This window comes from Microbacterium sp. oral taxon 186 str. F0373 (genome assembly GCF_000411455.1).
GTDB lineage: Bacteria > Actinomycetota > Actinomycetes > Actinomycetales > Microbacteriaceae > Microbacterium.
On the sequence record NZ_KE150457.1, the window covers coordinates 81895 to 99291 of the forward strand.

General features: G+C 69.1%; 17 protein-coding genes. 8 read left to right on the forward strand and 9 right to left on the reverse strand.

The genetic code is table 11. From position 1 onward, the window contains the following. Positions 1 to 21: 21 nt before the first annotated feature. Positions 22 to 1464, reverse strand: a complete 1443-nt coding sequence (locus HMPREF1529_RS00390; RefSeq protein ID WP_016463264.1) for a C4-dicarboxylate transporter DctA — start codon at positions 1462 to 1464, stop codon at positions 22 to 24. Between the two features lie 176 nt (positions 1465 to 1640). Here HMPREF1529_RS00390 and HMPREF1529_RS00395 point away from each other — a divergent pair, with 176 nt between their 5' ends. Beyond that, complete coding sequence (locus HMPREF1529_RS00395; protein ID WP_016463265.1) at positions 1641 to 2906, forward strand: sensor histidine kinase; 1266 nt, start codon at positions 1641 to 1643, stop codon at positions 2904 to 2906. Continuing rightward, a complete protein-coding gene (locus HMPREF1529_RS00400; protein WP_005048793.1) occupies positions 2903 to 3583 on the forward strand; it encodes a response regulator in 681 nt (226 codons plus the stop codon). The genes HMPREF1529_RS00395 and HMPREF1529_RS00400 overlap by 4 nt, the downstream gene beginning before the upstream one ends. Before the next feature lies 1 nt (position 3584). On the opposite strand, the gene HMPREF1529_RS00405 is transcribed toward HMPREF1529_RS00400, so the two are convergent. Further along, the gene (locus HMPREF1529_RS00405) at positions 3585 to 4952 is read right to left on the reverse strand and encodes a glucose-6-phosphate dehydrogenase (protein ID WP_016463266.1); all 1368 of its coding nucleotides are present in this window, start codon (positions 4950 to 4952) and stop codon (positions 3585 to 3587) included. 52 nt (positions 4953 to 5004) lie between these two features. Here HMPREF1529_RS00405 and HMPREF1529_RS00410 point away from each other — a divergent pair, with 52 nt between their 5' ends. Beyond that, positions 5005 to 6834 (forward strand): glycoside hydrolase family 15 protein, encoded by a 1830-nt coding sequence (locus HMPREF1529_RS00410; protein ID WP_016463267.1) that lies wholly within the window; start codon positions 5005 to 5007, stop codon positions 6832 to 6834. 52 nt (positions 6835 to 6886) lie between these two features. Here the strand turns inward: HMPREF1529_RS00410 and HMPREF1529_RS00415 are convergent, their stop codons facing one another. Together HMPREF1529_RS00415 and HMPREF1529_RS00420 are read right to left on the reverse strand one after the other, a co-directional pair. Then, a complete protein-coding gene (locus tag HMPREF1529_RS00415) occupies positions 6887 to 7549 on the reverse strand; it encodes a CE1759 family FMN reductase (RefSeq protein WP_016463268.1) in 663 nt (220 codons plus the stop codon). Then, a complete protein-coding gene (locus tag HMPREF1529_RS00420) occupies positions 7546 to 8742 on the reverse strand; it encodes an LLM class flavin-dependent oxidoreductase (protein ID WP_187289899.1) in 1197 nt (398 codons plus the stop codon). Before HMPREF1529_RS00420 ends, HMPREF1529_RS00415 begins: the two co-directional genes overlap by 4 nt. Positions 8743 to 8919: 177 nt before the next feature. On the opposite strand from HMPREF1529_RS00420, the gene HMPREF1529_RS00425 reads away from it, so the two are divergent. Further along, positions 8920 to 9930 carry an isopenicillin N synthase family dioxygenase gene (locus HMPREF1529_RS00425; RefSeq protein ID WP_198013016.1) on the forward strand — a complete coding sequence of 337 codons (1011 nt, stop codon included), beginning with the start codon at positions 8920 to 8922 and terminating at the stop codon, positions 9928 to 9930. 113 nt (positions 9931 to 10043) lie between these two features. Here HMPREF1529_RS00425 and rpsO read toward each other — a convergent pair whose 3' ends face one another. Continuing rightward, positions 10044 to 10313, reverse strand: coding sequence for a 30S ribosomal protein S15 (gene rpsO / locus HMPREF1529_RS00430; protein WP_005048780.1), 270 nt, complete (start codon positions 10311 to 10313; stop codon positions 10044 to 10046). A gap of 160 nt (positions 10314 to 10473) precedes the next feature. On the opposite strand from rpsO, the gene HMPREF1529_RS00435 reads away from it, so the two are divergent. The 3 genes from HMPREF1529_RS00435 to HMPREF1529_RS00445 all read left to right on the forward strand — a co-directional run bounded on the left by HMPREF1529_RS00435 (position 10474) and on the right by HMPREF1529_RS00445 (position 13124). Next, the gene (locus HMPREF1529_RS00435; protein ID WP_016463271.1) at positions 10474 to 10695 is read left to right on the forward strand and encodes a DUF167 domain-containing protein; all 222 of its coding nucleotides are present in this window, start codon (positions 10474 to 10476) and stop codon (positions 10693 to 10695) included. Further along, positions 10692 to 11990 carry an MFS transporter gene (locus HMPREF1529_RS00440; RefSeq protein WP_016463272.1) on the forward strand — a complete coding sequence of 433 codons (1299 nt, stop codon included), beginning with the start codon at positions 10692 to 10694 and terminating at the stop codon, positions 11988 to 11990. The genes HMPREF1529_RS00435 and HMPREF1529_RS00440 overlap by 4 nt, the downstream gene beginning before the upstream one ends. Before the next feature lie 114 nt (positions 11991 to 12104). Then, on the forward strand, positions 12105 to 13124 hold the full coding sequence (locus tag HMPREF1529_RS00445) for a DMT family transporter (RefSeq protein ID WP_016463273.1): 1020 nt from the start codon (positions 12105 to 12107) through the stop codon (positions 13122 to 13124). On the opposite strand, the gene HMPREF1529_RS00450 is transcribed toward HMPREF1529_RS00445, so the two are convergent. Together HMPREF1529_RS00450 and HMPREF1529_RS00455 are read right to left on the reverse strand one after the other, a co-directional pair. After that, entirely contained in the window at positions 13090 to 13653 is a 564-nt protein-coding gene (locus HMPREF1529_RS00450; protein ID WP_016463274.1) for a YceI family protein, read from the reverse strand. The genes HMPREF1529_RS00445 and HMPREF1529_RS00450 overlap by 35 nt on opposite strands. A gap of 157 nt (positions 13654 to 13810) precedes the next feature. After that, complete coding sequence (locus HMPREF1529_RS00455; protein WP_016463275.1) at positions 13811 to 14179, reverse strand: FKBP-type peptidyl-prolyl cis-trans isomerase; 369 nt, start codon at positions 14177 to 14179, stop codon at positions 13811 to 13813. 222 nt (positions 14180 to 14401) lie between these two features. On the opposite strand from HMPREF1529_RS00455, the gene HMPREF1529_RS00460 reads away from it, so the two are divergent. Then, positions 14402 to 15268 carry a fumarylacetoacetate hydrolase family protein gene (locus HMPREF1529_RS00460; RefSeq protein WP_016463276.1) on the forward strand — a complete coding sequence of 289 codons (867 nt, stop codon included), beginning with the start codon at positions 14402 to 14404 and terminating at the stop codon, positions 15266 to 15268. A gap of 58 nt (positions 15269 to 15326) precedes the next feature. Here the strand turns inward: HMPREF1529_RS00460 and HMPREF1529_RS00465 are convergent, their stop codons facing one another. Next, positions 15327 to 15770, reverse strand: a complete 444-nt coding sequence (locus tag HMPREF1529_RS00465) for a DUF4190 domain-containing protein (RefSeq protein ID WP_016463277.1) — start codon at positions 15768 to 15770, stop codon at positions 15327 to 15329. An 86-nt stretch (positions 15771 to 15856) separates the two neighbouring features. After that, the gene (locus HMPREF1529_RS00470; protein ID WP_016463278.1) at positions 15857 to 17314 is read right to left on the reverse strand and encodes an aspartate ammonia-lyase; all 1458 of its coding nucleotides are present in this window, start codon (positions 17312 to 17314) and stop codon (positions 15857 to 15859) included. Positions 17315 to 17397: the final 83 nt, after the last annotated feature.

Consider the following 17397-nt stretch of genomic DNA (forward strand, 5'->3'; position numbering starts at 1 on the left):
CACCGGTGCGTGCAGATCGGGTCAGCGCACCCCGGCGCGCTGACGTGCGCGCTCCTGCTTCGCCTCGGCCTCGGCGATCGCAGCCTCCTCCAGGCCCTGAGTGCCGACAGCGGACGTGTCGGTGGACATGCCGTCGTGCCCGTCGCCGGTGAGGGTGGCCTCGTCGAACGGGATGCGTCCGGAGAGCACCTCGCGCACGCGGTCGCGGTCGATCTGCTTCGTCCAGGTGCCGATGAGGAGGGTGGCCACGGCGTTGCCGGTGAAGTTGGTGACCGCACGGCCCTCGGACATGAAGCGGTCGATGCCGACGATGACGCCGACGCCGTTGACCAGATCGGGACGGAACGCCTGCAGACCGCCGGCGAGAGTCGCCAGGCCCGCACCGGTCACGCCCGCAGCACCCTTGGAGGCGATGATCATGAACACCAGCAGGCCGATCTGCTCGGGGATCGACATCGGCATCCCCATCCCGGTGGCGATGAACAGCGACGCCATCGTCAGATAGATCGCGGTGCCGTCCAGGTTGAACGAGTACCCGGTGGGCACCGTGATGCCGACGACCGGCTTGGATACGCCGATGTGCTCCATCTTGCCGATCAGACGCGGCAGCGCCGACTCGGAGGAGCTCGTGCCGATGATGAGGAGGTACTCGCGAGCCAGGTATTTGATCAGGCTGAAGATGTTGACGCGGGTGACGACGTACAGCAGCGACCCGAGCACTCCGATGATGAAGACCGCACACGTGATGTAGAAGGCGATCATCAGGATGCCGAGGCTCACGATGGCCGAGACGCCGGTCTTGCCGACGACCGCCGCGATCGCGCCGAACGCCCCGATCGGGGCGAGCCACAGGATCATGCCGAGGATGCGGAAAACGAGCACCTGCAGCTGCTTGACGGCGAACATGATCGGCTCGCCCTTCTTCCCGAGCTGCTGCAGCGCGAAGCCCACCAGCAGCGCGATGAACAGCACCTGCAGGACACTCGGGCCGGTGAAGGCGCTGAAGAACGTCGTGGGAATGATCCCGAGGAGGAAGCTCACGGTGTCTGTGGCCTCGGTGGACTTGCCGGCGTCGTAGGTGGCGCCGGCCATGTTCAGGCCTTCGCCCGGGTGGATGATGTTGCCGACGACGAGGCCGATCGCCAGCGCGAACGTCGACATCACGAGGAAGTAGAGCAGGGCGAGTCCGCCGATCTTTCCGACCGTGGCGGCCTTCGCGATCGATCCGACGCCGACCACGATGGTGCAGAAGATGATCGGCGCGATCATCATCTTGATGAGGTTGACGAAGGCCTTGCCGACCGGCTCGAGCCCCTTCGCGAAGTCCGGCCAGGCGAGACCGACGACGGCTCCCAGGACCACCGCGATGATCACCGCCACATAGAGCCAGGTGTGCTTGTCCCAGGAGCTCTTGCCGCGGCGCCAGTTGTAGCCGGGGAGCTTGAAAGATGATGTGAGGGCCATGTCCGCCTCCAGGTGTGAACGGGTCGTTGTTCGGGGGCTGCCGACGCTGGCGGCCACACGCACAGAGTGCAGTGCGGGCCCCCTCGTGGTTCACTTGTGGTCGTATTGGTCCCGGCGGCCGCTCCGATACGCGGCTGGGACGACCCGACGACCCGCCATCGACCGCCGAGGACGCCATGACCCGAAGGATCGGACGCAGCGCCGCGTCCCGGATCTTCCTGTGGCTGGCCGGCGCCGCTCTCGTGCTGGCTCTGGCAACTGCCGGGCTGCTGGTGCTGGAGGCGCAGCGCACCGCGCGGGCCGAGGCAGAGCGTGTCACGCAGGCGGTGGCGGCGACCCTCGCCGACCTGCGAGAGGTCTCTACGGCCCTCGCGCAGAGCGACGACGCCGCCGCCAGCCGCACGCTGCAGCCGGTGGCGACGGCGGTCATGTCGGGCGCTGGCGTCGACTTCGTCACGATCATGGATGCCGACGGCATCCGCGTGACGCATCGTGACCCGGCACAGATCGGAAAGCACTACATCGGCACCATCCCGGCCTCGCCGGCGCCTCTCACCGAGGAGTTCAGCGGAACGCTCGGGCCGTCGCTGCGCACGATCGTGCCCGTCGAGGTCGACGGGCGCCTCGTCGGCTGGGTCTCGGTCGGCGTGACGATCCGGACGGTGACCGCGCAAGTGGTGCCACGCCTGCTCGTCGTCGCGGCCGTCGGCCTCGTGCTCGTCGGCGCCGGGCTTGCCGGTGCGGTGCTCGCCCGCCGTGCGACCCGTCTGGTCGCCGGCGACCTTCCCGCCGGTGCCATCCGCGACACCCTGGCCTCCGCCGAGTCGATGCGCACACTCGGCGAGGCCCTGCGCGCGCAGACCCACGAGCATGGCAATCGCATGCACGCCGCCGTCGCCCTCATCGAACTGGGGCGCACGGACGACGCGATCGGCATCCTGACGGATTCGGCGCGGCAGAGCCAGGCACTCGTCGACCAGGTCGCTGCCCGCACAGACGGCGATCCCACGGTGGGGGCGCTGCTGCTGGGCAAGGCCTCGCAGGCGATGGAACGAGGCATCGAATGGTCGACCGACATCGCCGCGGATGCCCCCCGCTCGCTTCTGAGCCCGATCGACGCCGTCGCGCTCGTCGGCAATCTCATCGACAACGCCCTGGATGCCGCGGCCTCCGGTCCGACGCCGAGGTGGGTGCGCGTGCACATGTCACGCACGGTGGAGGACGAACTGCTGCTCACCGTCTCCGACTCCGGCGACGGTCCCGACGAGGAGGTGCGTGCACGAATGTTCGAGCGCGGGTTCTCGACGAAGCCGGCCGGCAGCGACGGCCGCGGCGTCGGGCTGGCACTGGTGCGCGCCGTCATCGACGAGATCGGCGGGACGATCGCCGTCGATCTCTCTCCGACGACGTTCCGCGTCGTCCTGCCGACGGTGCGGTCATGATCGGCGTGCTGCTCGTCGATGACGAGGCACTGACGCTCGAACTGCACCGCTCGTACATCGACCGGGTCGACGGTTTCGAGGTGGTCGCCGAGTGCGCGGGCGCGCGGGCCGCGGTCACGGCGATTCTGGACGCATCCGATCGCGACCGCATCGATCTCGTGCTGCTGGACATGACCATGCCCGACGGCTCCGGCCTCGACGTCCTGCGGCACGTCCGCGCACGTGCCGCAGACGTCGACGTCATCGCCATCACCTCGGTGCGCGACGCCGACGTCGTCCGCCAGGTGGTCGCCCTCGGCGCGGCGCAGTACCTCGTCAAGCCGTTCACCTTCGCGACCTTCCACGACCGGCTGGAGCAGTACCGCGCATACCGCGAGCGCGCACGCGCGGCATCCGGGGCGGCGACCCAATCCGAAATCGATGCGATGCTGGGGGCGCTGCGCCCGACGGGGACGATCGCGTTGCCGAAGGGGCTGTCCCCCGCGTCGCTGGAACGCGTATCGCGGGCCGTCCGCGACGGAGGAGGACTGTCGGCGACCGAAGCAGCCGATGCGCTGGGCATGTCGCGTGTCGCGGCCCGGCGCTACCTCGAGCACCTCGCGGATGCCGGTCGCGTGGATCGCGCGCCCCGCTACGGCACGCGCGGACGGCCGGAGACCGAGTACCGCTGGAGATGAGTCAGCAAGCGGCCCACCCGTCGGGACCATCCGATCCGGCCGGGTAGTCCTCCATGGGCACATCGCCGCGTCGCCACGCATCACGGACGGGTTGGACGATGCGCCAGCACTCCTCGGCGGCGTCTCCGCGGACGGCCAGCATGGCGTCGCCGTCGAGGATCGCGGCGAGCACCTCCGTGTAGGCGGCATGCGTGCCCAGACCGAGGTCGGCCTCGAGAGTGGCGCGGTGCAGGGCGAACGGCTCCTCGCCGCCGTTGACCGAGATCTGCATCGTGAGCTTGTCGGGCCCGAGGCCGAAGCGGATGACGGCTCCGCTCGCATCGCCGGTGAAACCGACGGGCAGGTGGCGCACGGGTCGCAGGACCACGTCGACTTCCGCGCGCTTGGCTGCCAGCGCCTTACCGGATCGCAGGGTGAACGGCACGCCGGCCCACCGGGCGTTTCGCACCTCGACGCGCACCTGCGCGAGCGTCTCGGTCTCCCGTGCGGGATCGACGCCCGGCTCGTCGACGTACGACGGCATCCGTTCCTCGCCCGCCGTGCCGGCGGTGTAGCGGGCCCGGTGAGAGAACCGCACGGCGTTGTCGTCCCACACGTGCGTCGCCCGCAGCACCGCCGCGGTGGCGTCACGGAGATCCGTCGCAGTGAGGGCCGCGGGCGGCTCCATCGCGACGACGGCCATGACCTGCAGCAGATGGCTCTGAATCATGTCGACGAGTGCTCCGGCGTGATCGTAGAAACCCGCGCGGCCCTCCAGCCCGAGGGTCTCATCGAAGCGGATCTCGACGCGCTCGATGTGCTCCGCCGACCAGATGGGCTCCAGCAGCCGGTTCGCGAACCGCGCGCCGAGAACGTCCAGGACGGTGGAGCGGCCGAGGAAGTGATCGACACGGAACACCTGCTGTTCGGGCAGCAGCTTCAGCAGCACCGCGTTGAGCTCACGCGCGCTGGCTTCGTCCTCGCCGAACGGCTTCTCCAGTGCGAGGACCGTCCCCTCGGGCAGATCGGACGCAGACAAAGCCGCACAGGCGGCAGCGGCCGCGGCCGGCGGCACGGCGAAGTAGAGCACGAGACGCCCCTCCGGCACGGCGCCGATCACCGCACGCAGGCCGGCCGCCGTGGTTGCGTCAGCCGTGATGAACGGTGTCGAAGCGACAGCGGAGAAGGCATCCTCCGCCCCGGCCTCGCGGAAGGCGGTCCGCACGCGTCGCCGCCACTGCGCCTCGCTGATCTCGGTACGCCCGACGCCGACGAGGTGCAGCTGTCGCGCCGGTTGCTGTCGCAACAGGTCGGCGAGCGCCGGCAACAGCAGTCGCTGCGTCAGATCGCCGCTTCCCCCGATGATCACCAGTGTCGACACGTCGCCCATGTGCTCACCCTATGTCGCCCGATCCAGGTGGGCGAGGAGGCAGAATCGATCCGTGGCAGATGCATACAGGGGCGTGGCCCTGTCCCCCACGCCCATCGAGGACTACGCGTTGCTGAGCAGCTGCCGCACGGCGGCGCTGGTCTCGCGGGACGGATCGATCGACTGGCTGTGCCTGCCGCGCTTCGATTCGCCATCCGTGTTCGCGGCCCTTCTCGGTGACGACCATCAGGGGCGATGGGCGCTGCGGCCCACCGATCCCGACGCGCGGGCGACGCGACGTTACGACGGCGACAGCTTCACCCTCATCACCCGCTGGGAGAGCGCCGATGGGGTGGCCGAGGTGCACGACTGCCTGCCTGTCGATCCCCGACACCTCGACGTCTCGCACCGCGTGGATCTGGTGCGCCGCGTCGTCGGCATCAGCGGCCGGGTCGACTTCGAGCAGCAGGTACGCCTGCGCTTCGACTACGCCCGCGCGCTGCCGTGGGTGCGCCAGACCGGCACCGCCGATGCCCCCGAGGTGACCGCGATCGCCGGGCCGGATGCCGTGGCTCTGCGCGGTGCGCCGCTCACCGCCACCGACCACGTGCACCGCGGCACGCTGAGCGTCGCCGCCGGCGAGCACCGCGACCTCACGCTCACCTGGCATGCCTCGCACCGCCCTGTTCCCGCCCCGCTCGACGTCGAGGATGCCCTGCAGTGCACGCGCGAATGGTGGAGCGCGTGGGCCGAACGCATCGACGTGCACGGACCGCACCGCGACGTCGTCGTGCGTTCGCTGTTGACCTTGCGCGCGCTCACGCACCGCGACACGGGCGGCATCATCGCCGCACCCACCACGTCGCTGCCCGAACAGTTCGGCGGCGAGCGCAACTGGGACTACCGCTTCGTCTGGTTGCGAGACGCTTCGCTGACGATCGAGGTGCTGCTCGGCCAGGGCTTCGCGCACGTCGTGGCGCACTGGCAGCGCTGGCTGCTGCGGGCGATCGCGGGCGACCCGGCCGACCTGCAGATCGTCTACGGCATCGCCGGCGAGCGCGACCTCATGGAACGGGAGCTCGGCGACCTGCCCGGTTACGGGGGTGCCGCGCCCGTGCGGATCGGCAACGGCGCGGCGCAGCAGTACCAGGCCGACGTGACCGGTGAGGTCATGACGTGCCTGTTCGCCGCGCGTGCGGCCGGCATCGAGCAGTCGGCGATCTCGTGGCCGCTGGAGCGCGCGCTGCTGCGCCGTGTCGAGGAGCGCATCGACGAACCCGATCAGGGCATCTGGGAGATCCGCGGTGCGCCGCAGGTTTTCGTGCACTCCCGGGCCATGGTGTGGGCGGCATTCGATCGCGGCGTGCGCTCGGTGCGCGAACACGGTCTGCACGGCCCCGACGCGCACTGGGAGCAGCTGCGCGACCGGGTGCGCGCCGACATCGACGCTCACGGAGTCTCCCCACGAGGCCATTTCGTGCAGCACACCGCGACGGACGCGGTAGATGCCTCGCTCCTGTTGCTTCCGACGGTCGGATTCTGCGCCGCGGACGACCCGCGCATGCTGGCCACCGTGGCCGAGATCGAGCGCACCCTCATGGTCGACGGTCTCGTGCTGCGCTATCGCACGGAGTCGGGGGTGGACGGGCTGGAAGGCACGGAGAACCCGTTCCTGGCGTGTTCGTTCTGGCTCGTCGAGCAGTACGCGGCGAGCGGCCGTCTCGCCGACGCGCGGGCGCTCATGGACCGCGCCTGTGCCCGCGCGAACGACGTCGGCCTGCTGTCCGAGGAGTACGACGTGGCCGAGAAGCGGCAGGCCGGCAACACCCCGCAAGCGCTCTCGCACCTGGCTCTCGTGCGCGCGGCATCCGCCCTCGCCCGCGCCGAGGCCGCAGCCGGCTGAGACGGCGATGCCCCCGACCGCGCCGGAGCGTGATCGGGGGCGTCGTCAGGAGTCACTCCCCGGCGAGACCGCCGAGCAGGTGACCGAAGGAACGTCCCTCTCCGAGGTAGTTCGCGGGGTCGAACGGGTCGTCGCTGCCGGCGGGCTGACGGCGCGCGACGGCCTCGGCCAGTTCGCGGGCACCGCGCTCGACGCGCGAGCTCAGCGGCGCGACCTGATCGGCCGCGGCGCCCCAGTCGCTGGATGCCGCGAACACACCCGTCGAGACGGCTTCGGCGTGCAGGTAGGCGAACAGCGGGCGGATGGCGTAGTCGATCGCGAGCGAATGCCGCGCCGTGCCGGCGTTGGCGCCGATCAGCACGGGCTTGCCCGTGAGCGCGTCGGGGTCGAGCACGTCGATGAACGACTTGAACAGCCCCGAGTAGCTCGTGGAGAAGATCGGGGTGACCACGATGAGGGCGTCAGCCGACACGACCGTGTTGATGGCCGACTCCAGCGCGGGTGGAGCGAAGCCGGTCAGGAGGTTGTTCGTGATGTCGTGTGCGAGATCGCGCAGTTCGATCGTGTCGACGGTGGCCTGGATGGGCGCGCCGTCAGGACCCGTCAGCTCAGCCAGCGCCGCGACCGTCGCCGCCGCCAGGCGGTCGGCGAGCATGCGCGTGGACGAGGGATTCGACAGGCCGGCCGAGACCACGGCGACGCGACGCGCGCTCATCGGGTCGCCCCCACTCCGAACGCGGCACCGGCGGGGGCGGGGGCGTCCTGGTAGGGCGAGGGCCCGCTCAGGTTGTCACCGCGGTTGGCGCGCGGCGTCGCCTGGCGTGAGGGTCCGTCGCCGTAGGCGGCGCGGACCAGAGAGGCGTGCGTCGGGGCGTCCGGCACGTTCTCGGGACGGTCCTTCGCGAACTCCTTGCGCAGCACCGGCACGACCTCGCCGCCGAGGAAGTCGAGCTGCTCCAGCACCGTCTTCAGCGGCAGGCCGGCGTGATCCATGAGGAACAGCTGGCGCTGGTAGTCGCCGAAGATGTCGCGCATCCCCGCGTAGCGGTCGATGACCTGCTGCGGCGAGCCGACGGTCAGCGGCGTCATCTCGGTGAAGTCCTCCATCGACGGGCCGTGGCCGTACACCGGGGCGTTGTCGAAGTACGGACGGAACTGGTTCACGGCATCCTGCGAGTTCTTCGCCATGAACGCCTGGCCGCCCAGGCCCACGATCGCCGTCTCCGGTGCGCCGTGGCCGTAGTGCTCCCAGCGCTGGCGGTAGAGACCGATGAGGCGCTGGTAGTGCTCGGCCGGCCAGAAGATGTTGTTCGCGAAGAAGCCGTCGCCGTAATACGCGGCCTGCTCCGCGATCTCGGGCGTGCGGATCGAGCCGTGCCACACGAAGGGCGCGACGCCGTCGAGGGGCCGTGGGGTCGCGGTGAAGCCCTGCAGCGAGGTGCGGAACTTGCCCTCCCAGTCCACGACGTCCTCACGCCACAGCTTGTGCAGCAGCGCGTAGTTCTCGATCGACAGCGGAAGGCCCTGACGGATGTCCTTGCCGAACCAGGGGTAGACGGGCCCCGTGTTGCCGCGGCCGAGCATGAGGTCCATGCGGCCACCGGAGAGGTGCTGCAGCATGGCGTAGTCCTCGGCGATCTTCACCGGGTCGTTCGTGGTGATGAGGGTCGTCGAGGTCGAGACGATGAGCCGCTCGGTCTGGGCGGCGATGTAGGCCAGCGTGGTGGTCGGCGACGACGACCAGAACGGCGGGTTGTGGTGCTCGCCGAGGGCGAAGACGTCCAGGCCCACCTCCTCGGCGTGCTTGGCGATCTCGACGGTCGCGCGGATGCGCTCGGCCTCGCTGGGCGTGTGGCCCGTGGTCGGGTCCTGCGTGATGTCGCTGACGGTGAAGATGCCGAACTGCATCTGCGGGCTCTTCTCGTTCACGGTGTCCTTCGCCTTCCGGATGCCTCGGCATCCAATACATGCAAATGAATGTATCTGGTGCAACGCGTCCGTGTCCAGGCTATTCCCGTCGCCGACGGCGGTCACACGGCGCAACACAGGCGCGCGATGGCGCCGCAGCGGCCTACCCTCGCCTTCATGAGCGACCTGAACCTGCCCGTCCTCGACTTCGCCCTGCTCGACGCCGGCCCGGAACAGGCGGCGCTGTTCCGCGAGCAGCTGCGGGTGGCCACCCACGACGTGGGCTTCTTCTACCTCACCGGCACCGGCATCAGCGGCGAGCTCGAGGAGCGCCTGCACCGCGCCGCCCGGGACTTCTTCGCCCTGCCGGAAGCCGACAAGCTCGCGATCGAGAACGTGACGAGCCCGCACTTCCGCGGCTACACGCGCATCGGCGGCGAGCGCACCCAGGGCGAGGTCGACTGGCGCGAGCAGATCGACATCGGCCCCGAGCGGGATGCCGTGACGGACCCCGAGGCTCCCGACTTCGCGCGACTGATCGGGCCGAACCTGTGGCCGGCGGCCCAGCCGGAACTGCGCGATGTCGCGATCGCCTGGCAGGAGCACCTGACCGTCGTGGCGCGGACGCTGCTGCGCGCCTGGGCGCTCACCCTCGGCGCCCCCGAGGACTACTTCGACGAGCATTTCGGGGAGCCCTCGACGCTGCTGAAGATCGTGCGCTATCCGGGCTCGACCTCGCCGGAGCCCGCCCAGGGCGTCGGCGCCCACAAGGACTCGGGCGTGCTCACGCTGCTGTGGGTCGAGCCCGGCAAGGGCGGGCTGCAGGTCGAACGCGACGGGCAGTGGGTGGACGCGCCGCCGGTGCCGGGCGCGTTCGTCGTCAACATCGGCGAGATGCTCGAGTACGCGACCGGCGGCTACCTGATCGCGACGAATCACCGCGTGGTCTCGCCCCGGCATCCCGAGGACCGCATCTCCGTGCCGTTCTTCTTCAACCCGGCCCTCGACGCGCGGCTTCCGCTGATCGCACTGCCCCCGCAGCTCGCCGCACAGGCGCGCGGGGTGACGCAGGACCCGACGAACCCAATCCACGGCCTCTACGGCGAGAACGCCCTCAAGTCGCGCCTGCGCGCGCATCCCGACGTCGCCGAGCGCTGGCACGCCGACCTGCTCGCCGCCCGCGCCTGATGCCGGCGCCGGGCGTCAGCGCCTCACGATGCCGTGGAATGACGAGAGCCTCCCCACACCGTGGGGAGGCTCTCCAAGAACGTTTTGCGCGATTGAACGCTGGGCGCGAAGCCTTAGCGGCGCAGACCGAGACGCTCGATGAGCGAGCGGTAACGGTTGATGTCGATGTCCTGCAGGTAACCCAGCAGGCGACGACGCTGACCGACGAGCAGGAACAGGCCACGACGCGAGTGGTGGTCGTGCTTGTGCTCCTTGAGGTGCTCGGTGAGGTCCTTGATGCGCTGCGTCAGCATCGCGACCTGCACCTCGGGGGATCCGGTGTCACCGGGGTGCGTCGCGTACTCTTCGATGATCGCCTTCTTGACGTCTGCTTCCAGTGCCATAGGTGATCCCCTTCCTCTTCGTTGCGCGGCGCCCGACGCCTGATGCGTGGGCTCTCTTTATCCGCGGCCGATCGAACGGCAACCTCAGGAGTCTACCAGCGCCGAGCCCGTCCCGGAAACTCGGCGCCGCGGCCCGGGCCAATCCTCTTAGGCTCGAGGCGTGCAGTTCTCCGTCCACGTCAAACCCGGCAGCCGCAAGGGCCCCCTCGTCGAGCAGGATGCCGAGGGCCTCACGGTCTTCGTGCGCGAGCGCGCCGTCGACGGCGCAGCCAACGACGCGGTGATGCGCGTACTCGCCGATCACTTCGGCGTGGCGCCGCGCGACGTCACGATCCTCCGCGGACACGCCTCGCGTCACAAGCGCGTCGAGGTGGACGCATGAGCGGCAGCCACCTGATCGATCTGACGCCGTTCCGGCACAGCCCTGCGTTCGCGCGGCTGTGGATCGGCTCGACGCTGTCGGGGCTCGGCGGCCAGCTCACGATCATGGCCGTCATGCTGCACATGTACGCACTGACATCGTCGACGTTCGCCGTCTCGATGATCGCCGTGGCGGGTTTGGTGCCGATGGTGCTCGCGGGCATTTACGGCGGCATGCTCGCCGACGCCTTCGACCGTCGCACGGTGGCTCTGACGGCCGCGACCGTCACCTTCGCCTCCACGCTGCTGCTGGCCGTTCTGGCCTGGACGCAGCAGGAGGCGGTCTGGTCGCTCTATGTCCTCAGCGTCGTCAACGCGGCCGCCAACTCCATCGTGATGGCGAGCCGCTCCTCGATCATCCCACGCCTTCTCCCCCGCGAGCTGCTGCCCTCCGCAGCGGCCCTGCAGGGCGTCACTGTGGGCATCATGGTGATGGCTGGCCCCGCACTGGCGGGGATCCTGGTGGCGACCACCGGATACGCCTGGACCTACTCCATCGACGTCATCCTCATGCTCAGCCTGTTCCTCGGGCTCTGGACACTGCCCGCCATGCGCCCCGAGGGCGAGACGGTGCGCCCGGGACTGGAGTCGCTCAAGGACGGGATCTCGTTCCTGAAACGCGCGCCGAACATCCGCCTGCAGTTCGTGATGGACATCGTCGCGATGACCTTCGGCCAGCCGCTCGCCCTCTTCCCGGCACTCGGTATGGTGCTGCTCGGGGGCGGGCCGGTCACGGCCGGCATCCTCACCGCCGCGATCGCGGCCGGCGCCTTCCTCTCGAGCCTGTTCTCCGGGCGCGTCGGCGGATATCGCTGGCATGGACGAGGCATCGCGCGCGCGGTCGAGGTGTACGGCGCGGCCATCGGCGCCTTCGCTCTCGCGTTGGTGCTCGCCGCGGTCGGCGTCGGCGCCCCGAATGGAGTGGATGCCGACCACGCGAACATCGCGATGATCGTCGCCGCCTGCGTGGCGCTGGCCGTCGGCGGCGCCGCCGACAACGTGAGCGCGATCTACCGCTCCACCATGCTGCAGGCTGCGGTGCCGGATGCCGTGCGGGGACGGCTGCAGGGAATCTTCATCGTCGTCGTGGCCGGCGGCCCCCGCATCGGAGCCCTCTACGCGGGGACGCTCGCCACGATCACCACGCTCTGGTTCCCACCGTTGATGGGCGGCATCCTGATCATCGCGATCGTCGCGACCCTCGCGCGCCTGTACCCGGGGTTCCGCAGCTACGACGCCGAGAACCCCGTCCCCTGACGCTCGATCCCTGACGCTCGATGCCGCGACCGATTCCTGCCAGGCTTCGGCGGGTTTCGGACGTGGCATACCACGGGCGCCGACGGCGTCCGTGGCCGCCGCTAGAGTCGGCGCGTGACCCGCTCGCCCGCTCCCACCCCGGTTCGCCCGGGGCCGTCCTCGGCGGCGATCGCCGTCCAGTTCGTCCTGATGGGGATCATCTGGGGATCGAGCTTCCTGTTCATGAAGGTCGCCCTCGGCGGCATCTCTCCCGCGCAGGTCGCGTGGGGGCGTCTCGTGCTGGGCGCGGCCACGCTCGGGGTCTTCGTCCTCATCCGTCGCGACCGACTGCCCGGTCTGGGCCGCGAGGACGCGCGGGTGTGGGGCCATATGACGGTGCTCGCGGTGAGCTTCTGCGTCGTGCCGTTCCTGCTGTTCTCGTGGGCCGAGCAGCACGTGTCGTCGGGCCTCGGAAGCATCTACAACGCGACGACGCCGATCATGACCGCGATCATGGCGGCGCTCGTGTTCCGCGTGGAGCGTCTGAAGCCGGTGCAGATCGCGGGCATCGCCCTCGGCATCGGCGGGGTGGTGGTGATCATCGCACCGTGGACCGGCCTCGACCTCACGCAGAGCCTGCTCGCTCAGCTCGCCCTTCTCGGCGCGACCGCGTGCTACGGCTTCAGCCTCGCATACATGCGCCGCTTCCTCGCGAACTCGGGCATGAGCCCTCTCGCCTTCTCGTTCGTGAACATCGGGATCGCCGCGGTGATCATGACGGTCGTGGCGCCGGCAGTGGCCCTCACGCCCGTACGGCTGGACCCGTGGATCGTGGTGAGCATGGTGCTGCTGGGCTGCCTCGGCACGGGCGTGGCCTACATCTGGAACCAGAACACGCTGCGGGCCTGGGGGCCCACGGCCGCGTCGACCGTGACGTACATCACGCCGGTCGTGGGCGTGGGGCTGGGCTTTCTCGTCCTCGGTGAACGCATCGGCTGGCACGAGCCGGTCGGCGCCGGGATCGTCTTCCTCGGCATCCTCCTCGCGCAGAACCGACTCCGAATGCCGCAACGGCGGCCGTCCCGCTGGAACGGGAACGACCGCCGTCGGACGGAGGGACTCAGGCCTGGAGCGAACCCTGCAGGTCGAGCGTGATCGTGACGTCCTTGCCGACGAGCACGCCGCCGGTCTCGAGGGCCGCGTTCCACGTCAGACCGAAGTCCTCGCGGTTGATGACGCCCGTCGCAGTGGCACCGGCCTTGTAGTTGCCGTAGGGGTCGGTGCCGAAGCCGCCGAACTCGAGCTCGAAGGTCACCGGCTTGGTGACACCGTGGATCGTGAGGTCGCCGTCGACGAGGAAGTCGCCGTTCTGGTAACGGACACCGGTGGAGACGAACTCGATCGTCGGGAACTGCGCCACATCGAAGAAGTCGGCGCTGCGCAGGTGGTTGTCGCGGTTCTCGTCGTTCGTGTTGATGGAGGCGACGTCGACGGTCGCGCTGACCTTCGCCTCGAGCGGGTTCTCCGGAGCCTCGATGGTGGCGCTCTTGATACCGAAGACGCCGCGCACCTTCGAGATCATCATGTGGCGGAGGCTGAAGGTGACCTCGCTGTGCGCAGGGTCGAGCACCCAGGTGCCGGCCTTGTAGCCAGGGATCTCGGGAACGGTGGTGGTGTCGGTCATGTCTGCCATCCTTCATCGGGGAAACGGTCTGCGGCTAGTCAACACGCGGAATCCGTATGTATTCCCACACATGGAAAAACTCTCGAGGAACAATCCGGGAGAGACGAGGAGGGGGTGGATGCCGCGGCATCCACCCCCTTCTCACGGAGATGTCCGATCAGCCGACCTTGAGCAGGTCGATGATGAAGATCAGCGTCTTGCCGCCGAGGAAGTGACCGCCGGCGGGGCCGTAGGCCAGGTGCGGCGGGATGATCAGCTCGCGACGTCCGCCGACCTTCATGCCGGGGATGCCGTCCTGCCATCCCTGGATGAGTCCGCGCAGCGGGAACTGGATCGACTCGCCGCGGCCCCACGAGGAGTCGAACTCCTCGCCGGACTCGTACTCGACGCCGGCGTAGTGCACGGTGACGTTGTCGCCGGGCTTCGCCTCGTCGCCGTCGCCGACGATGAGGTCGCGGATGACGAGATCGGCGGGAGCAGGTCCCGTGGGGGCGTCGAACTCGGGCTTGGTGCGCTCTTCGGTCATACGTCCATCCAAGCATGCGCGGATGAGTCGGGCACCCTCTTGACACCCTCCGCGCACCCGGAACACAATGAGTCCAGGCCAACTCAGCGCCCGGGAGACACGCAGGCATCGCCGCGGCACCGGGCGCTGAGTCTGTGTGTGGGCAGAATCTGTACGGCAGATGCGCGGTGACCGAAATCACCAAAACCTGCGGAGTTCATCGCCCCGCACTACCCTGGAGGGATGCGTTTCGCCCACGTCCTCCTACCCGAAACGGACGATCCGCAGCTGGTCGTCGTGGTCGCACCCGGACGGATCGCCCCCGTGGCGGCCCTGTTCGAGGCGGCTCCGCGCACGCTGCAGGCCCTGATCGAGGGGGGCGACGAGCTCCTCGCCCGCGTGCGCGAGGCTGCCCGCGGTGCCGACGGCATCCCTCTGGACGGCCTGACATTCGGCCCCGCCGTCGACGCGCCGCCCATCGTCCTGGCCGTCGGTTTGAACTACGCGGCGCACTCCAGCGAGCTCGGCCTCAAAGCCGACACCGCTCCGACGGTCTTCGTCCTCTGGCCGAACTCGCTGTCCGGACACGACGCCACGACCTCGTGGCCGCGATCGCTCAGCGAGTCGGTCGACTACGAATCGGAACTCGGGGTCGTGATCGGTACGCCCGCCAAGGACGTCGCCGCGGAGGACGCGCTGTCCCATGTCTGGGGGTACACGGTGGTCAACGACATCACCGCGCGCGACATCCAGTTCTCGGAGGCGCAGTGGTCACGCTGCAAGTCGTTCGACGGCTTCACCCCGAACGGCCCCTTCGTCGTCACCGCCGACGAGATCGCCGATCCGCAGGACCTGCACATCTGGGCGGTCGTCGACGGCCAGACCGTGCAGGACGCCTCGACGGGACAGATGATTCGCTCGGTGGCGACGCTGATCACGCATCTGTCGCAGTCGGCGACACTGCTGCCGGGGACCCTGATCTCGACCGGCAGCCCGGGAGGAGCGGGGTATTCTCGCGATCCGCAGATCTTCCTGCGCGACCGCTCGATCGTGACAGTGGGTATCGACGGCATCGGTGAGCTCACCACTCACTGCCGCATTCTGGACTGAACGCACGACGCCCCGGTGATCCGCGTCGGCGGACACCGGGGCGTCGTCTGCGGGCGACTCAGCCGCCGTTGCAGGTGATGGTCTTGCCGTTGAGCTCGTACACCCCGCTCGGGTTGTTGGCGCAGAACTGGATGAGGTCGCCGGCCGTGTTGGCGAACACGACCGCGACGACGATGCCGATGATGATGCCGATCACGATCAGCACGGAGCTGACGATGATGGCGGCGACCGCCATGCCGTTCTTCGCGCCGGCCTTCTTGGACTGCACGAGGGCGACGATGCCGAGGATGAGGCCGATCAGCTGCAGTCCCACAGGGACGATGGCGAGGACGAGGGCGACGATGCCGAGCGTGCGTCCGGGAACAGTGCCGGTGGCGGCAGGGCCGCCATTGTAGGCGGGAGCTGCGGGGTAGCCGGGCTGCTGATACGCCGGGGGTGCGACCGGCGGTGCGGCCGGCGGCGGAGTCTGCGGATTCACAGGGGGCTGGGTGGGGTCGGTCATGCGTCTCTCCTCGGTCGGCCGGTGCGGCGCGTTGCTGACAGCGACGCTATCGGCCCGCACGCTTCTCGCGCAAAGGGTTGCGCCCCTCAGCTCTCGACGAGATTCTCGGCAGGCTGCACGACGGGAATGGCCTGCGTGATCGCTTCGAGGCCCGACAGACGCGCCGGGGAGAGCTGCTTGTCGACCTCATCACGGGTCATGAGCCCCGCTTCGACGACGAGGTCGCCGACGTTGCGGTGGGTCAGCAGCGCGGTCTTGGCGAGAGCCGCCGACGCCGCATAGCCGATGAACGGAGTGAGGGCCGTGACGACTCCGACCGAGGAGCCGACCATGGCGCCGAGACGCTCGCGGTTCGCGGTGATGCCGTCGACGCAGTTGATGCGGAAGGTGCGCATGGCGCGTCGCATCCATGTGATCGACTGGAAGATCGAGTGGGCGATGATCGGCTCGAAGGCGTTCAGCTGCAGCTGCCCCCCTTCGACGGCCATCGTGACGGTGAGGTCGGCACCGGCTACGGAGAACGCGACCTGATTGACGACCTCGGGGATGACCGGATTCACCTTGCCGGGCATGATGCTGGATCCGGCTTGACGGGCCGGAAGATTGATCTCGCCGAGCCCGGCCTGCGGTCCGCTGGAGAGCAGCCGCAGATCGTTGGCGATCTTCGAGAGCTTGATGGCGTTGCGCTTCAGGGTCGAGGAGAACGACATGAACGAGCCGGTGTCGCTCGTCGCTTCGACCAGGTCGTCTGCGGTGGCAAGGTCCAAGCCCGTGATCTCGCGGAGGTGTCGCAGGACGGCGGGCGCATAGCCGGGGTGCGTCGTGATACCCGTGCCGATCGCGGTGGCGCCCATGTTGATCTCGAACAGGAGGTAGGCGTTCTCGGTGAGGCGCTGGTGGTCGTAGCCGAGGGTCGTCGCGAAACCGTGGAACTCCTGGCCGAGGGTCATCGGCACGGCATCCTGGAGCTGGGTCCGCCCGATCTTGAGGATGTCGTGGAACTCGACGGCCTTCGCGAGGAACGACTGGCGCAGCAGGTCCAGTTCCTCCAGCAGGGTCTTCAGATCGAGGCTGAGCCCCACCTTCACCGCGGTCGGGTAGACATCGTTGGTCGACTGCGAGCGGTTGGTGTGATCGATCGGCGAGAGGTACGCGTAGTCGCCCTTGGGACGTCCCGCGAGCTCGAGCGCGATGTTGGTGATGACCTCGTTCGCGTTCATGTTGGTGGAGGTGCCGGCGCCGCCCTGGACGACGCCCACGACGAACTGATCGTGGAACTCGCCGTCGATGACGCGCTGCGAGGCCCGGTCGATGAGGTCGGCACGCTCGGCGTCCAGCACCCCGATCTCGAGGTTCGCTCGGGCGGAGGCCTGCTTGACCATCGCGAGCGCGGTCACGAGGTCCTTGTAGACGGAGATGGGCCGCATGGAGATCGGGAAGTTCTCCAGTGCACGTGCGGTGTGGATGCCCCAGTAGGCATCGGCGGGGATCTCCATCGATCCCAGGGAGTCGGTTTCGGTGCGCATCGTTGCGTCGAATGCCATGAGTGCAGTCCTTTTGGGTCGTCGCCTCGGGTGGTCGGGGTCGAGCCTACCCGCGGCGTCGATGCGTTTCCGGTGTACACGGC

What these genes read in the sequence shown, in the direction of transcription:
- HMPREF1529_RS00390 (WP_016463264.1), bottom strand. Translation starts at nt 1,464, where the DNA reads ATGGCCCTCACATCATCTTTCAAGCTCCCCGGCTACAACTGGCGCCGC.
- HMPREF1529_RS00395 (WP_016463265.1), top strand. Translation starts at nt 1,641, where the DNA reads ATGACCCGAAGGATCGGACGCAGCGCCGCGTCCCGGATCTTCCTGTGG.
- HMPREF1529_RS00400 (WP_005048793.1), top strand. Translation starts at nt 2,903, where the DNA reads ATGATCGGCGTGCTGCTCGTCGATGACGAGGCACTGACGCTCGAACTG.
- HMPREF1529_RS00405 (WP_016463266.1), bottom strand. Translation starts at nt 4,952, where the DNA reads ATGGGCGACGTGTCGACACTGGTGATCATCGGGGGAAGCGGCGATCTG.
- HMPREF1529_RS00415 (WP_016463268.1), bottom strand. Translation starts at nt 7,549, where the DNA reads ATGAGCGCGCGTCGCGTCGCCGTGGTCTCGGCCGGCCTGTCGAATCCC.
- HMPREF1529_RS00420 (WP_187289899.1), bottom strand. Translation starts at nt 8,742, where the DNA reads ATGCAGTTCGGCATCTTCACCGTCAGCGACATCACGCAGGACCCGACC.
- HMPREF1529_RS00425 (WP_198013016.1), top strand. Translation starts at nt 8,920, where the DNA reads ATGAGCGACCTGAACCTGCCCGTCCTCGACTTCGCCCTGCTCGACGCC.
- rpsO (WP_005048780.1), bottom strand. Translation starts at nt 10,313, where the DNA reads ATGGCACTGGAAGCAGACGTCAAGAAGGCGATCATCGAAGAGTACGCG.
- HMPREF1529_RS00440 (WP_016463272.1), top strand. Translation starts at nt 10,692, where the DNA reads ATGAGCGGCAGCCACCTGATCGATCTGACGCCGTTCCGGCACAGCCCT.
- HMPREF1529_RS00450 (WP_016463274.1), bottom strand. Translation starts at nt 13,653, where the DNA reads ATGACCGACACCACCACCGTTCCCGAGATCCCTGGCTACAAGGCCGGC.
- HMPREF1529_RS00455 (WP_016463275.1), bottom strand. Translation starts at nt 14,179, where the DNA reads ATGACCGAAGAGCGCACCAAGCCCGAGTTCGACGCCCCCACGGGACCT.
- HMPREF1529_RS00460 (WP_016463276.1), top strand. Translation starts at nt 14,402, where the DNA reads ATGCGTTTCGCCCACGTCCTCCTACCCGAAACGGACGATCCGCAGCTG.
- HMPREF1529_RS00465 (WP_016463277.1), bottom strand. Translation starts at nt 15,770, where the DNA reads ATGACCGACCCCACCCAGCCCCCTGTGAATCCGCAGACTCCGCCGCCG.
- HMPREF1529_RS00470 (WP_016463278.1), bottom strand. Translation starts at nt 17,314, where the DNA reads ATGGCATTCGACGCAACGATGCGCACCGAAACCGACTCCCTGGGATCG.